Below are 15,409 nucleotides of genomic sequence, written 5' to 3'. Positions count from 1 at the left end.
GAGGAGGGTCGAGCGGCTGTCGGACGACCCGGAATCTGTAAAGTCGGCGGCATGTCGATGCAGTCCGCGTCGCCCGCGGCCGACCTGCCCCGGGTGCAGGCCGGCGGCAGCCCGCAACACCTGCTGCTGACGTTGCTCGGCGACTACTGGTACGGCCAGCGCGCCCCGCTCCCCTCGGCGGCCCTGGTCGCACTGCTCGGCGAGTTCGGCATCACCGAGGTGAGCGCCCGGGCCGCGCTGAGCCGGCTGGCCCGGCGCGGACTGCTGGAGCAGTCGAAGTCCGGCCGGCGCACCTCGTACGCCCTCAGCGAGCGGGCCGCCGGGGTGCTCGCCGAGGGGCGGGGCCACATCCTGTCGTTCGGCACCGGGCGGACACCGTGGACCGGCCGGTGGACCGTGGCCGCCTTCTCGGTACCCGAGGACGACAGGTCCCGGCGGCACGCCCTGCGTACCCGACTGGGCTGGCACGGCTTCGCGCCGCTCTACGACGGGCTCTGGGTCTCGCCGCACGAACGGGTCACCGAGGTGACGACGATCCTGGCCGAACTCGACATCGACCGGGCCACCGTCTTCACGGCGGAACTGGCCGACGGCGGGCCGACCGGCGGCCATCCGATCCACGCCTGGGACCTCTCCGCGCTGCGCGCCGAGTACGAGCGGATCCTCGCCGCGTACGAGCCGGTCCGGCGACGGTGGCGCACCGGCCGGATCGGCACCGCCGAGGCCCTCGTCGCGCGGACCGCGCTGATGGACGACTGGCGCACCATGCCGAGCCTCGACCCGGAGTTGCCGACCGAACTGCTGCCGGCGCGCTGGCCCCGGGCGGCGGCCCGGGCGCTCTTCGTCGAGCTGTACGACGGCCTGACCGGCCTGGCCGAACAACGCGTGGTCCAGGTGGTCGCCGGGCACGATCCCAACCTCGCCGCGCTGGTGCGTACCCACACCAGCCAGGCGGGCGATATGTGACACTAGTCTTGACGCTAGGCACGTAGATAGTCAGACTCGGTCCAGACCCGAGGACGCCTCGGCCGCTCCGACGGCCCGGCCGGCTCGGGCCCACGTTTATGCACCGGACGACACCAGCTACAGGAGCAGCGGGGAGACCGGGATGGCCGAGCCAGCGTCGATCGTCGTGCGCCGTCGCCTGGAGTGGTCGGACACCGACCCGGCGGACCGGTGGCACTACGGGGTGGTCCTGCGGTTCGTGGAGAGTGCCGAGAAGGAGCTACAGGACCAGCTCGGCGTCACGGCGGCGGACGCCCGCTGGATGCCCCGGGTGAACCTCACCGTCGACTACCTGGCGGCCCTGCACTTCGGCGAGATCGCCGAGACCACCCTCGCGGTGGAGCACGTCGGGCGTGCCTCGCTGCGCTACGCCTTCACGGTCGCCCGGGACGACACGACGCTGGCCCGGGGAACGCTGACCGTGGTCTGGATCGACGCCGAGACGGGCCTGAGCAGTCCGTGGCCGGACCGGCTCCGCGCGCTGCTGACCGGGACCGGCTCGGCGGAGGGCTGACGCGTGCGGAGCACCATGGGCTCGATGCCGCTCTCCGTCGGGATGATGCTGCGCCGAGCCGCCGCGATGGGCCCGCACGCCCGGCTGGTCGGATACACCGAGGCCGGCCGGACGGAGTACGGCTGGCCCGAGCTGGCCGGTCGGGCACGCCGGCTGGCCAACGCGCTGGCCGCGCTCGGTGTCCGCCCGGGCGACCGGGTCGGCACGTACGCCTGCAACGGGCTGCCGCACCTGGAGCTGTGCTACGGCGTGCCACTGGCCGGCGCGGTACTGCAACCGCTGAACACCCGGCTGCACCCGGATCAGGTGGCGGCGATCGCCGCGCACGCCGAGGACCGGACGATCTTCGTGACCGCCTCGCTGACCGGCCAGTTCGCGCCGATCCGGCGCCGGCTCTCCGGGGTACGGCACTACGTCGTGCTGCCGGACGGCGGCGCGACACACCCGGACTTCGCCGACGCGACCGACTACGAGCAGCTCCTGGCGAGCGCGCCGGAGGACGAGCCGGCGGAGGTGGACGAGTGGAGCGCGGCGTGCCTCTGCTACACCGGTGGCACCACCGGCCGCCCGAAGGGTGTCGTCTACTCGCACCGCTCGCTGACCCTGCACGCGATGAGCGGCCTCTTCGTCGACTCGTTCGCGATCCGGGAACGCGACGTCGTACTCCCGCTGACCCCGCTCTTCCACGCCCTCTCCTGGGGCATGCCGTACTCGGCGGCGCTGGCCGGGGCCGGTCTGGTCCTCGCCGGCTCGGACACCAGCCCGGCCACCGTCGTACGCCTCGTCCGGGACGAGCGGGTGACCGTCGCGGCCGGGGTGCCGACCTTCTGGCTCGCCGTCGACCAGCTCGCACCGGAGCCGGAGGAGTTGGCCAGCCTGGACCGGATCCTCTGTGGCGGCTCGGCGGTGCCGCTGGAGCTGATCCAGCGCTACCAGCGGCGCGGCGTCGCCATGCGACAGGGCTGGGGCATGACCGAGATGTCGCCGTCCGGCAACCTGACCATGGTCCGCCGGCATCTGGAGGAGCAGCCGGAACAGTGTCGGCAGGCACTGCACGCCACCCAGGGGGTGCCGACCGCCGGGGTGGAGCTGCGGGTGGTCGACCCGGACGGCGTGGTACTGCCGCACGACGGGCGGTCCGCCGGTGAGATCGAGGTACGCGGACCGTGGGTCACCGAGTCGTACCACCGGCCGGAGGACGACGCCAACACCGCCCGGTTCCGGGACGGCTGGCTACGCACCGGCGATCTCGGCACCGTCGACGGCGACGGCTACCTCCACCTGCTCGACCGCGCCAAGGATCTGATCAAGTCGGGCGGCGAGTGGATCAGCTCGATCGAGCTGGAGAACCACCTCATGGACCACCCGGCGGTGGCCCAGGCCATGGTGATCGCCGTACCGCATCCGATCTGGGGCGAACGCCCCGCCGCGCTCGTCGTCGCCTGCGCCGAGGTCTCCGCCGAAGCGCTCGCCGTGCACCTGCGGCCCCGGGTGGCGAGCTGGTGGCTGCCCGACATCGTCCGGTTCGTCGACGCGCTGCCGACGACGGCGACCGGCAAGTTCGACAAGGTGGCGGCCCGCCGGACCTGGCAGGACGAGTTGGCGGCCGAGCTGGCCTCCACAACGGAAGGACAGCCGTGAGCGAGCGAATCGGCCAACTCGGTGCGACCGTGCCTCATGGCGGCACGGAGCGAAGCGGAGTGCCGGCATGAGCGAGCGGAGCGAGCGAATCAGCCAGCTCGGTGCGACCGTGCCTCATGGCGGCACGGAGCGAAGCGGAGTGCCGGCATGAGCGAATTGTTGGCGGAGCGGGTCGCGGTGGTCACCGGAGCGGCGCGCGGGATCGGCAGGGCGACCGCCGAGCTGCTCGCCGGGCACGGTGCCCGGGTGGTCTGCGCCGACCTGGACGGCGAGGCCCTCGCCCGTACCGTCGGATCGCTCGGCGGTCGCGGCGTCGCGGTCGCCGCCGATCTGACCGTGCCGGCGGCGCCGGCCGAGGTCGTCGCCCGCGCTGTCGACGAGTACGGGCGGCTCGACATCGTGGTCAACAATGCCGGCTACACCTGGGACGGCATCTTCCACCGGATGACCGACGAGCAGCTGACCGCCATGCTCGACATCCACCTCACGGCGCCGTTCCGGCTGCTCCGCGCCGCCGCCCCGGTGCTGCGCGAGGCCGCCAAGCGCGACGCCGCCGAGGGCCGCGAGATCTTCCGCAAGGTGGTCAACGTGACCTCGATCGCCGGCACGATGGGCAACGTCGGCCAGGCCAACTACGCCGCCGCAAAGTCCGCCCTGACCGGTCTCACCAGGACGCTCGCCAAGGAGTGGGGCCCGTTGAAGATCAACGTCAACGCGGTGGCGTTCGGCTTCGTGCAGACCCGGCTGACCGCCGACGCCACCGAGGCCGGCACCTTCGACCACGGTGAGCACCGGATCCCGCTGGGCATCCCCGGCGCCGTCCGGGAACGGGCCGCGGCGCGCATCCCACTGGGCCGGCCCGCCACCCCGGCGGAGGCGGCCGGCGGCGTCTTCCTGCTCTGCTCGCCGTGGTCGAACTTCGTCCACGGCCAGGTGCTCACCGTCGCCGGTGGGCAGGCCGAAGGGATGAGCTGAGATGCGCTCCGCCAGGCACCCCGCCGACCTCGCCGGGAGCCGGTGATGCGGCTCTCCGACGTGGCGATCCCGGTCAACCTGGTCTGGTCCTCGCCGTTCTGCCGCTGGCAGGGGCCGCTCGCCGAGATGTCCAGTGTGGACCTCGCGGTCGACGTGACCGCCCGGGCGCTGACCAGGGGCGGGATGCCGGCCTCCGAGATCGGTCAGGTCGCCTTCGGCAGCACCGTGCCGCAGCCGGCCTCCTTCTACGGCGCCACCACCATCACCCCACGGCTCGGGCTCGACACCGTCACCGGTCCGACCATCGCCCAGGCCTGCGCCACCTCGGTGGCGGTGGTGCAGGCCGCCGCCGTACAGGTCGAGCTCGGCGCCCACCGCACCGTACTCGCGCTGGCGGCCGACCGCACCAGCAACGGTCCGCTGCTGGTCTGGTCGGCACAGCGCAGCCCGGGCGCCGCGCCACGGACCGAGCACTGGGTACTCGACCCGATGCGGCACGACCCGAACACCGGTCAGTCCATGCTCGACACCGCCGAGCACGTGGCCGCCGAGGAGGGCTACTCCCGTGCCGAGATCGACGCCGTCACGCTGCTGCGCCACGAGCAGTACCGGTCGGCCGCCGCCCTGCGCCCCGGCCACCTGGTGGAGGTGCACGTGCCCGGCCGGCACGGGAACGTGGTGGTCGACGACGACCACGGCGTGCACGACACCACGGCCGACGGACTCGGCGCGCTCTCCCCGGTCCGGCCGGACGGCGTCGTGACGTACGGGTCGCAGACCCATCCCGGCGACGGTACCGCCGCGGCGGTGCTCAGCACGGTCGACCGGGCCCGCGAACTCGGCGGCGGTACGGGCGTCGCCCGGGTGCTCGCGATCGGCTTCGCCCGCACCGACCGGGCCCGGATGCCCCGGGCACCACTGCCGGCGGCCCGCGCCGCGCTCGCCGACGCCAACCTCGACATCACCGGCATCGACGTGGTGACCACGCACAACCCGTTCGCCGTCAACGACCTCTACTTCGCCCGGCAGACCGGCTTCGCGCTGGACCGGATGAATCCGTACGGTTGCAGCCTGGTCTACGGGCACCCGCAGGGGCCGACCGGTCTGCGTGCGATCGCCGAACTCGTCGCCGCGCTGCACGCCCGGGGCGGCGGACGCGGCCTCTTCACCGGATGCGCGGCCGGTGACACCGCCGCCGCCCTCGTGCTGGAGGTGACCGACTGATGTCGTTCGACGGGTCCGTCGTCGGCCGCTGGAGCGAGCCGCGCCGGTTCGACGTCACCCCGGCCGGCGTGGCCGGCTACGCCGACGCCGTCGGCGGGCCCTCCCCGGTCTACGCCGTGGTCCCCGCCATGGAACTGGTCTTCGCCGTCGCCGGCACCGCCGCCCCGGCCGAGCTGCGCGCCAGGGTCGTGCACGGGCAGCAGGACATCTTCTTCCACCGCCGGCTGCCGGTCGGCGAGACGGTCACCGTCCGCGCCGCCGTGCTCGGGCTGCACGGCAAGCGCAGCGGCACCGTCGCCACCATCGGAGTGCGGACGTACGACGGAGACGGCGCGCTCCTGAACGAGCAGTACGTCACCGAGTTCTACCGGGGCATCCCGACCGACCTGCGACTGGGCACCCCCTCCCCCGCCCTGCCGGCGGACGCGCCCGACGGCCCGCCGCTGCGTACCGGGACCGCACCCCTGCCGCTCGACCTGCCCCGTCGCTACGCCGACGCCTCCGGCGACCGCAACCCGATCCACCTCGACGAGGAGTTCGCCCGCGCCGCCGGGCTGCCCGGCGTCATCGTGCACGGTCTGGCCAGTCTCGCCGTGGCCAGCCACACCGTGCTCGCCGACGGGGCCGAGCCGGCGCGGCTGAGCTGCCGCTTCACCAGACCGATCGCACCCGGCGACACCCTCACCACCCGGGTCTGGGCCGACGGCGCCGGACACCGGTTCGAGAGCGTGGACCGGGCCGGCGCCGTGGTGCTCGGCGCCGGCCTGGCCGAACTCACCCGACCGGTCATCTGACCTCGGGCGTTGCCGTCGACGCCGGGTACGTCGTCATCGACTGCACAGCGCGCCGTTGAGGGTGAACTGGCTCGGCGCCTGGTTCGCCCCGCTGTAGCTGCCCTGGACGCCGAACGTGACGCTGGCCGCGACCCCGATCGCGGCGTTGTACGAGACGTTGCGGGCGGTCACCTGCGCGCCGGACTGGTTGACCGTGGCGTTCCAGGCGTTCGTCACCTGCTGGTTGCCCGGCCAGCTCCATTGCACGGTCCAGCCGTTGACGGCGGTGGTCGAGGTGTTGGTGACCGTCACGCTGGCGGTGAAGCCGCCGGTCCAGCTGTTGGCCGTGTAGCCGACCCGGCAGGCACCCGCCGACGGCGGCGGGGTGGTCGTGGACGGCGGTGGGGTGGTCGTCGGCGGCACGCTCGGCGAGGTGGTGGGCGTACCGGTGGTCGGGTTCGGGGTCGGCGTTCCACCGGCGAGGCCGAAGAACTGCACCGCCGCCTGCGCCATCCCGCTCATCGGCAGGCTGTGGCCGGCACCGTTGACGCTGATCGCCTCGATCAGCGTGACGCCGCCACTGGTCCAGCGCCGCCGGTTCCAGTTCGGCTGCGGCGTGTCCGTGGAGGTCGGGGTGAGGCTCAGCCCGTGCACGTTGGTCCACTGGTCGACCGCCTCCTGGAGCAGTTGGAACGGCACCAGGGTGTCGTTGGTGCCGTGCCACAGCTGGATGCGCGGGCGGGTGCCGCTGTAGCCGGGGTACGCCTGGCGGACGGCGTCACCCCACTGCTGGGGTGTCCGGTCCATCCGCCCGTTGACGCACTGGCTGTTCTGTGGCGGGAAGTCGGCGGCGTTGGCGAAGCAGTTGAACGGCACCCCCATGAACGCCGCGCCCGCCTTGAAGACGTCCGGATAGAGCGCGAGCATGGCGTTGGTCATCATGCCGCCGGAGGAACTGCCCGTCGCGTAGACCCGGTTCGGGTCACCGCCGTACTGCCGTTGGACGTACGTCACCATCGACATGATCGACACCGGGTCACTGCCGCCGCCCCGGCGCTTGGACGCCGCCGACCAGACGTCGAAGCAGTTGCCGAAGCCCGCCTGCTGGGTCGCGGTCGGGTAGATCACGATGAACCCGTACCGGTCGGCCTGGGAGGCGAACTCGCTGCCGGAGTAGAAGCCCGGACCCGAGCCGCCGCAGCCGTGCATCGCCACCACGATCGCCGGGTTGGCGGGACGGGAGTCCGGGACGTAGACGTGCATCCGCATGCCGCCCGGGTTGTCACCGAAGCTGGTCACCTCGACCAGGGAGGCCGCCTGGGCCGGTGGGGCGAGCATGATCCCGGCGGTCGCCGCGAGCGCCGTGGAAGCCAACGCGACGAGCGTCACCCGGACTCGACGCCTGATCCTTTCATTGATAGACATCATTGCAGCAAGCTAGCAACTTGGCTGACGGTCGTCAATAAAATGTCTTAGAGTGGTGCGCGACGGTTCCCGACGACCGCTCTGAGCAGGGCGACCGGCCCCGGCACCCGGAAATCCCGCCGCACCGTGACCGCCCGGACACCCGACCCGCTCACCGACAGACGCCGCCCGGGACGGACTCGGGTACCCGGAAACACGTCACCAGAGGAGGGCAGGCCCTCCGGGAATGCGGACGTTTACCCCTGATCCGGAAGGTCGAACCGCCGCGCCGGGCTCACGCGGGCCAGCGGGCGCGCCCCGGCCTCGACCGTCCCGTACCCCAACGCTGAACACATCCATTGACGGACGTCACAGTGACTCCTATATTGACGATAGTCACTCATGTGGACGCGGAGTGAGGTGGGGCGACGGGGTCGGTGCATGCCGACCCCGTCGCGCGAGAGGCGGCCGTTGGAGGTCCCCTGCCGGCGGCCCGGGCTTCCTCGCCGCAACGGGCGCTCACCGGGACCGACCGGCCCGCTCGTGACCGCCCGGCCGCAGCGACCGGTGCCGGCGCACGGCCGCGCTGGCCACGGTCGGTCGACGTACCCGGGCGCGGCCGCGGTGAGAGTGCAACCGGAGGAGGAAATGTGTTTGGGAGAGCAGTTCGCCGAGGTCGCGCGACGATCCTGTCGGTGTCGGGGGTCGCGGCCGCCGCAGGCGTCGCGCTGCTGGTGGCGACCGCGATGCCGTCGGGTGCCGCCGCGCCCCGAGCGGCGGGGGTAGCCGGGTCGGACACCGGCGCCGGCGTCCTCGCCGCCACCGCCGGCTGCGGTCGGGCACCGACGCTGACCAGCGGCACACATTCGATACAGAGCGGTGGGAAGACCCGCAGCTTCGTCCTGAGAATCCCCGACAACTACGACAACAGCCGCCCCTACCGGCTGGTGTTCGGATTCCACTGGTTGGGCGGCAACGCCAACTCCGTCGTCAGCCAGAGCTACTACGGACTGCTGCCGCTGTCGAACAACAGCACCATCTTCGTCGCCCCGGAGGGCCTCAACAACGGCTGGGCCAACTCCGGCGGCGAGGACGTGACCTTCACCGACAACATGATCCAGACGATCGGAAACGCGCTCTGCGTCGACACCGCACAGCTGTTCTCCCTGGGATTCAGCTACGGCGGCGGGATGAGCTACGCACTGGCCTGTGCCCGGGCCGACGTCTTCCGGGCGGTCGCGATCTACGCGGGTGGCGTGATCAGCGGGTGCAACGGCGGGAACCAGCCCATCGCGTACCTGCAGGCACACGGGCTCAGCGACAACGTGCTCAGCATCTCCGGCGGACGAGCGATGCGCGACAGGTTCGTCAGGAACAACGGCTGCACGGCGGCGAGTCCGCCCGAACCGGCGCAGGGCAGCGGGAGGCACACCGAGTACCACTACTCCGGCTGCTCGGCCGGGCACCCGGTCGCCTGGTACGCGTTCGACGGCGGCCACACCCCCACACCGCAGGACGCCGGCTCCAACACGGCCTGGCTCCCGCAGGAGACGTGGGAGTTCTTCACACAGTTCCAGAGCACGCCGACGCCGGGACCGAGCACACCGACACCGGGGCCGACCGCTCCGACGCCGAGACCGACCACACCGTCGCCCTCCACCGGCGGCTGCCGGGTCAGCAGCACCGTGAACGCGTGGAGCACGGGCCTGACCGAAAGCATCACCATCACCAACACCGGTACGACCCCGGTCAACGGCTGGTCCCTGGTCTTCACCCTGCCGAGCGGCCAGACCATCACCTCCAGCTGGAACGCCAGCTACTCGCCGGCCTCCGGCCAGGTGACGGCCAGGAACGCCTCCTACAACGCCACCATCGCCCGCGACGCGTCGGTCACCTTCGGCCTCCAGGCCACCCACACCGGCAACACGGCCAGGCCGACCTCGTTCACCCTCAACGGCGCGGCCTGCGCCCTCGCCTGACCATCGCCGAAAGCCCGGGGGTGGAGCCTCGACCCGGCTCCACCCCCGGGCCATGCCATCCGCCGCAGAGCCGAGGAAGCGGCGAGCGCTATCCTCCCCGCATGGCTGGCAGCACCCTCACCGCCTGGCTGGTCGATTCCGACCCGGCCCTGCGCTGGCAGGTCGAGCGGGACCTCCTCCGTCTGCCCGAGGAGGTGTGGGCCGCCACCAGGGCGAGAGTCGCGACCCACGGATTCGGCGCGCGGCTGCTCGCCCTCCAGGACCCCGACGGGCAGTGGGCGGGCGGGGCGTTCTTCCCCGGCGGCTTCGACTTCGACGGTCCGGAGGCGCAGCAGGGCGCTCAGCCGTGGACAGCGACCACGTGGACGTTGAACTCGCTGCGGGAGTGGGGGCTCGACGCGGGTGCGCTCGCCGACACGGCGCCGCGGCTCGCGGCGAACAGTCGTTGGGAGTACGACAACCTGCCCTACTGGGGCGGTGAGGTGGACTGCTGCATCAACTCGTGGACGCTGTCCAACGGGCTCTGGCTCGGTGCCGACGTCGACGGCCTCGTCGACTGGTTCCTCGCCCACCGGCTGGCGGACGGCGGATGGAACTGCGAGTGGGTGAACGGCGCGACGAGGTCATCGTTCCACTCCACCCTGAACGTCCTGAAGGGGCTACTCGACTACGAGCGGGTGACGGGCGACCGTGAGCGGGTGCGTGACGCGCGACGCAGCGGCGAGGAATACCTGCTCACGCGCGGGCTGTACCGCAGGCTCTCGACGGGCGAGCCGGTCGGCCCCTGGGCGCTGCACCTGGCGTACCCGTTCCGCTGGTTCTACAGCGTGCTGAACGCTGCGGACTACTTCCGCGCCGCGGCGCTCCACGACGGCACCGCCCCGGACGAGCGCATGGCGGACGGGATCGCGCGGATCCGTGCCGCCCGCCAGCCCGACGGCACGTGGCTACAGGAACGGCGGCATCCGGGCCGGGTGTGGTTCGAGGTCGACGTCCCGGCGGGGCAGCCGTCGAAGTGGCTGACATTCTTCGCGACCAGAGTGCTCGGGTGGTGGGACGACCTCGGGCCCGCCAGCCCCGGCCGGGCCGAGCTGGATCCCGTCCGGAAGGCGAAGACGGAGCCAGCCTGACGCCGCTGGTCTGATCAGTGGATGTCGCCTGTCACGTCTCGGGCGGGAAGCGCCCAGGACGACGTGGCTCCGATCCGGGGCGAGGAACCGTCCACCCGGTCACCTAACCGCGCACGAGCGCGTCGTACGCCTCGGCGAACCGCGCCCGCCGTTCCGCGTAATGCGCGACGTGCGCGGGCCGGGGCTCGTATGTCGCCCCGGTGGCCCGGGGCGCGCGCGGAACGTCGGGTGCCAGCACGTCGAGCGCGAGCAGCGCCGTGCCACGCTGCGTGGCGCGCCGCCGGGTCACGTGCGTGACGGGTCGGCCGAGCACGTCCGCGAGGATCTGGAGCCACTCCGGGTGGTCGTTGCTGACCCGGCCCGCCGCCGCGACTTCCGACACCCCCGGAGCGGCCGGGTGCAGTTCGTCGGCGACCCGCGCGTAGGTGATGGCCACGCCCTCGACGATCCCGCGGAACAGGGCGTCCGCGTCCGTGGCCGCCGAGACCCCGCCGAGCACGGCACGCGCGCCGCCGACCCAGCCCGGCGCGCGTTCACCGGTGAGGTACGGCAGCACCAGCGGCGTGGCGTCGCTGGGCGGTGCGGTGAGGGCGGCCGCGAGCGCCGGGCTGAGGCGCAACGTGCTCTGCGCCCAACTCACGGCACGACCGACATCGTTGATCGCCCCGCCGAGCAGGCTGCCTCCCACGTCGACCCGGTAGTTCCACAACCCGAACGGCAGGGGGTCGGCAGGGCCGTCGAGCAGCACCCGCAGCGCACCGCTGGTGGCTGTCGACGCGGTGAGCACCGTGGCGTCGGTCGCCCCGGACCCGATGTTGCTGGCGAAGCCGTCGGTGACGACGGGGAACCACGCCGCCCGAGCCAGGGCGGGCCAACGGGCCGGGGCCGCCGAAGGTACCGGCTCGGTCATGTCACGCGGCGGGGAAAGCTGCTCGGGGCCGATGCGCGCGGCAGCGAGCAGTTCGGCGTCGAACTCGCCGGTGCGACGGTCGAGCAGGCCGGTCCAGGCCACCGTGGACGTTCCGGCAAGCGGGTGCCCGACCAGCCGAGCCAGGACGTACTCGCCCAGGGACCACCAGCCCGCGGCCTCGGCGACGACGCGCGGCTGCGCCAACGCGAGCCAGCGCAGGCGCGGGGCGTGGTAGCTCGGGTGCAGGCGGGTGCCGGTGCGCTGCTGCACTGCCTGCTCGTCGAGCTCCTCCCGCAGCGCCGTGACCGCGTCGGCGCTGCGGGAGTCGGCGTAGGTCAGGCACGGGGTGAGCGCGCGTCCGGCCGCGTCGACCGCGATCAGCGAGGCGGCGAAGGTGTCCATCGCGACGCCGGCGATCCGGGTCCCCAGTTGCCGGTCCCCCGTTACCGCGTCGAGGACCTGCTCCACCTCCGCGGTCACCTGATCGGGGTCGATGACCGAGGTACCATCCGGCGCGACCGTGAAGGCGTGCGGCACCTTGTGCTGGAGGCCGTGAACCCGCCGGCCCGACGCGTCCTGCACACCGCCACGGGTGGCGGTGGACCCGATGTCCAGCGCGAGGACCAGCGGGTCCACCGCCGAGCCGAGTGCGACGTCGTCGTCGGTCTGGGTCATCGCGGTCCTCGTCACTGGCGGCACGGGTCTCCGGCGAGCCTAACCAACCCTGGCCGTGGGCGCTCAACGTGACCGGCTCAGGGCACGACGTACCCGCCGCCACAAGCCAGGGTCCGGGGAACGCTTCGAGCAGTCGACGACGGGAATCGGGTGTCAGGTCTGGCCGGATCTGCCACGATTCGCGGCTCGCCGGGCTGCGTACTGGTGGAGGAGGCGGATGTTCTGGCAGCACCCGGCAGCATGAGCCGGCCCGAGCACTGTTGGTCCCAGGGCTCGGCTAGCCTGCCGAAATGCTCGTCTGGCTGGCTTCGTATCCACGGTCGGGGAACACGTTCCTGCGTATTCTGCTGCATCGGCTGTACGGGGTGCGGACGTCGGCGGTCTACGACATCGACGGTGTCGCGGAGCGGCTCGGGCCTGACATGGTGGGGTTCCACAGGCGTCAGGATTCTCTCGACGCCATGCGGGAGTCAGCCGAGCTTCATTTCGTCAAGACTCACCGTCAGCGCGACGACGACGTGGACGAGTCCGACAGAGCGGTTTGCCTCGTCCGTGACGGCCGTGATGCGCTCGTCTCGTGGGCGCGCCTCGAGTCCGAGAAGCCTGGCCGCAGCTTCCGGGTGGAGCTTGAGCAGATGATCAGACGGGAGGCGCCACGGGGAACCGGCAGCTGGGGCACTAACGTGTTGAGCTGGCTACGGCCGTCGGCGCAACAGCGGGTGGTCCTGCGGTTCGAGGATCTGGTGAGCGAACCCTCGGAGTCGTTGCGACGGACCCTGGCGAGACTCGCGGTCCCCTTGCCGCCGCGCGCGGGTGGCGATGCCCCGTCCTTCGCCGCGCTGCACCAGGTCGATCCGAGGTTCTTCCGACGCGGCCAGATCGGCACCTACCGCGACGAATTGCCGGGCGACCTGCACGACCTGTTCTGGTCTCGTCCGGCCAACGTCACAGCGATGGCGCTACTCGGCTATGGCTACGCGGCGGGGCGCGCCGACGGGCCGTGACCGAGGCAGGGCTGAGATCCCCGCACCAGGGCCGTGCCGGGTCGCGCACCTGATCCGCGCCTGCTGCCCACGGCGCGCTCCCACGCCGGGGCAGTCGCGCCTCGTGACCGACCTCGGTGTCGGTGAGCCTTCAGTTCACCGATGACCCGGTGGATGCGATGTCGTTACTGCGTGGGTGGGGCCAGGGGCCGGCCCGCACCTGACCAGGCCGGCGGATCGGTCCGAGGTGGCCGGCGGGGCGGCTTGGCGGACCGTGGCACGCTGGCGGGCTTGCCCAAATTATCTTAGTCATTAAGATAACCGCATGGGTATATCGACTGACTTCTCGGTGGCAATCGCCGGCGCCGGCCTCTCCGGCCTCTGCCTCGCCCAGTACCTGATGCGCGCCGGCATCGACGTGCACGTCTACGAGCGGGACCCCGGACCCTTCGTCCGGCAGCAGGGCTACCGGATCATTCTCGACCGGTACGGGCTGAGGGCGCTGCGCGAGAGCCTGCCCCGTCCGCTGTACCGCCTGGCGCTGGTCACCGGCGACGAGCCCGGCGGGCACCTGCGCTTCACCGACAGCCGGCTGCGGGACGCATTCACCATCACCTTCAAGGACGAGCCGCACGCGACCCGCCAGGTCGACCGGCTGACCCTGCGGTCGATCCTGATGTCCGGGCTGAACGGACGCATCCACTACGGCAAGGCCGCCGTCGCGGTGGAGAGCGGCGGCCCGGCCGGGCTGCGGCTGCGGTTCACCGACGGCAGGGCCGTCGCGGCGAACGTCGTCGTGGGCGCGGACGGCGTCGGCTCGGCACTGCGCGAGCAGCTCATACCGGGCGCAGGTCCGGCGAACACCCCGATGGCAGGCGTCTACGGCCGGTCGCCGCTGCGGCGCAACGGCGAGAGCGTCATCCCGGACGCACTGCGTACCAGTGGGGTCCTGGCCATCGCCGACCGGCCGGGCCGCGCCTTCTTCTTCACCTCCATGCGGTTCGGCGAAAGGCCGCGGGAGGCGTTCGCGCGCCTGGCCCCGGGCAGCTATGCGCCCACCGGCGACGACTACGTCATGTGGGGGCTGCTGCTCCGGCAGGAGGAGGTGCCCGTCGGGGTCCGCGGGAACCTGCTGGCGCTGCGGGAGCTGGCCGCCCGGCTGAGCATGGACTTCCACCCACTCATCCGGCGGCTGGTCGACACGGCCGAGCTGGACGCCACGGTACTCAACCTCTTCGCCACCGGCCGGCGCCCGCGACAGTGGGCGGTGCCCCGGGCGACGATGATGGGCGACGCGGTGCACGTCATGCCGCCGTTCGGCGCGCACGGCGGCAACACCGCGCTCCGCGACGCCGTCCTGCTCGGCCGCAGGCTCGTCAAGGCCCGGGCGAGCGGCACGCCGGTGGAGGAGGCGATCGCCGGCTACCAGGACGAGATGGTGCCCTACGCCTTCCGCGCCGTCGACACCGCCGCCGGGCTGATGCGCCGCCTCACCGGGGACGCGGCCGCACCGCACTGGTTGCTGACCCGCGTACTACCTCGGCTGCACCGGGTCACCGTACCGGAGGCATGATTGCTGGCATGTCCCACGAGCCGGCCCGGGCGTCCGCGATCGCCGACCTCATGCGTGCCGGGCGGGAGACCTCGCGGCTGTCCATGGTGTTCCGGTACGCCATCGCGGACCGGCTGGGTCTCACCGTGAGCGACCTGGAGTCCCTGGACTTCCTGGCGGACGTCGGATCCGCCACCGCAGGCCAGGTCGCCGAGCGGACCAACCTCACCACCGGGGCGGTGACCAGCATGCTCCGCCGGCTCCAGCAGGCCGGCTACGTGACGACCGAGCGCGATCCGGCGGACCGGCGGCGGGTGATCGTCACCCTGCGGCCGGAGCGGATCGCCGAGTTGGAGCGACCCTACGAGCGGTTCGCCGAGCGGGCGGAACAGCTCATCGAGGGCTACAGCGTCGAGGAGATCACACTGCTGGTCCGGCACTACGACCGAATGCAGGCGATGTACCTCGCCGAGTTGGACCGCCTCCGCAGCGGCGACACCGCGCAGCGGTCTGTCTGAGAGAGTGTTGGGTAACTGGATGACTACTTCTGGTTGAGTTCGTTGTCGAGGCGTCGAGCCGCTTCGGTCTCGATCGGGCCCTGCGGCTCGATGTCCTCGCCAGCGAGGCGGGCGGCCATCAGCCGG

Annotated in this window: 13 protein-coding genes; 11 read left to right on the top strand and 2 right to left on the bottom strand. The window is 72.2% G+C overall.

Annotated features, from left to right (window positions below; genetic code table 11):
- Nucleotides 1-51 precede the first annotated feature (51 nt).
- From C6361_RS00070 to C6361_RS00045, 6 genes are all read left to right on the top strand, one after another.
- The gene (locus tag C6361_RS00070; RefSeq protein WP_199853175.1) at nt 52-966 is read left to right on the top strand and encodes a PaaX family transcriptional regulator C-terminal domain-containing protein; all 915 of its coding nucleotides are present in this window, start codon (nt 52-54) and stop codon (nt 964-966) included.
- A 142-nt stretch (nt 967-1,108) separates the two neighbouring features.
- On the top strand, nt 1,109-1,519 hold the full coding sequence (locus tag C6361_RS00065; RefSeq protein WP_107266302.1) for a thioesterase family protein: 411 nt from the start codon (nt 1,109-1,111) through the stop codon (nt 1,517-1,519).
- Between the two features lie 24 nt (nt 1,520-1,543).
- Complete coding sequence (locus C6361_RS00060; RefSeq protein WP_159079087.1) at nt 1,544-3,160, top strand: long-chain-fatty-acid--CoA ligase; 1,617 nt, start codon at nt 1,544-1,546, stop codon at nt 3,158-3,160.
- A gap of 147 nt (nt 3,161-3,307) precedes the next feature.
- Nucleotides 3,308-4,135, top strand: coding sequence for an SDR family NAD(P)-dependent oxidoreductase (locus C6361_RS00055; RefSeq protein ID WP_107266300.1), 828 nt, complete (start codon nt 3,308-3,310; stop codon nt 4,133-4,135).
- Between the two features lie 45 nt (nt 4,136-4,180).
- On the top strand, nt 4,181-5,359 hold the full coding sequence (locus tag C6361_RS00050; protein ID WP_107266299.1) for a thiolase family protein: 1,179 nt from the start codon (nt 4,181-4,183) through the stop codon (nt 5,357-5,359).
- Entirely contained in the window at nt 5,359-6,153 is a 795-nt protein-coding gene (locus tag C6361_RS00045) for a MaoC/PaaZ C-terminal domain-containing protein (RefSeq protein ID WP_107266298.1), read from the top strand. The genes C6361_RS00050 and C6361_RS00045 overlap by 1 nt, the downstream gene beginning before the upstream one ends.
- Nucleotides 6,154-6,186: 33 nt before the next feature.
- Here the strand turns inward: C6361_RS00045 and C6361_RS00040 are convergent, their stop codons facing one another.
- Nucleotides 6,187-7,557, bottom strand: a complete 1,371-nt coding sequence (locus tag C6361_RS00040) for a PHB depolymerase family esterase (protein WP_107270626.1) — start codon at nt 7,555-7,557, stop codon at nt 6,187-6,189.
- 674 nt (nt 7,558-8,231) lie between these two features.
- Here C6361_RS00040 and C6361_RS00035 point away from each other — a divergent pair.
- Complete coding sequence (locus C6361_RS00035; RefSeq protein ID WP_234359220.1) at nt 8,232-9,515, top strand: cellulose binding domain-containing protein; 1,284 nt, start codon at nt 8,232-8,234, stop codon at nt 9,513-9,515.
- Between the two features lie 101 nt (nt 9,516-9,616).
- Nucleotides 9,617-10,645 carry a squalene cyclase gene (locus C6361_RS00030; RefSeq protein ID WP_107266297.1) on the top strand — a complete coding sequence of 343 codons (1,029 nt, stop codon included), beginning with the start codon at nt 9,617-9,619 and terminating at the stop codon, nt 10,643-10,645.
- Between the two features lie 103 nt (nt 10,646-10,748).
- On the opposite strand, the gene C6361_RS00025 is transcribed toward C6361_RS00030, so the two are convergent.
- A complete protein-coding gene (locus C6361_RS00025; protein ID WP_107266296.1) occupies nt 10,749-12,230 on the bottom strand; it encodes a gluconokinase in 1,482 nt (493 codons plus the stop codon).
- A gap of 290 nt (nt 12,231-12,520) precedes the next feature.
- Here C6361_RS00025 and C6361_RS00020 point away from each other — a divergent pair, with 290 nt between their 5' ends.
- The 3 genes from C6361_RS00020 (at nt 12,521) to C6361_RS00010 (ending at nt 15,283) form a co-directional block, all read left to right on the top strand.
- Nucleotides 12,521-13,234, top strand: a complete 714-nt coding sequence (locus C6361_RS00020; RefSeq protein WP_107266295.1) for a sulfotransferase domain-containing protein — start codon at nt 12,521-12,523, stop codon at nt 13,232-13,234.
- Between the two features lie 304 nt (nt 13,235-13,538).
- The gene (locus tag C6361_RS00015) at nt 13,539-14,786 is read left to right on the top strand and encodes an NAD(P)/FAD-dependent oxidoreductase (RefSeq protein ID WP_107266294.1); all 1,248 of its coding nucleotides are present in this window, start codon (nt 13,539-13,541) and stop codon (nt 14,784-14,786) included.
- Nucleotides 14,787-14,794: 8 nt separating this feature from the next.
- Nucleotides 14,795-15,283, top strand: coding sequence for a MarR family transcriptional regulator (locus C6361_RS00010; RefSeq protein WP_234359219.1), 489 nt, complete (start codon nt 14,795-14,797; stop codon nt 15,281-15,283).
- Nucleotides 15,284-15,409 lie beyond the last annotated feature (126 nt).

The organism is Plantactinospora sp. BC1 (genome assembly GCF_003030345.1).
Taxonomy (GTDB): Bacteria; Actinomycetota; Actinomycetes; order Mycobacteriales; family Micromonosporaceae; genus Plantactinospora.
This window is presented reverse-complemented; position numbering and strand designations above follow the sequence as displayed.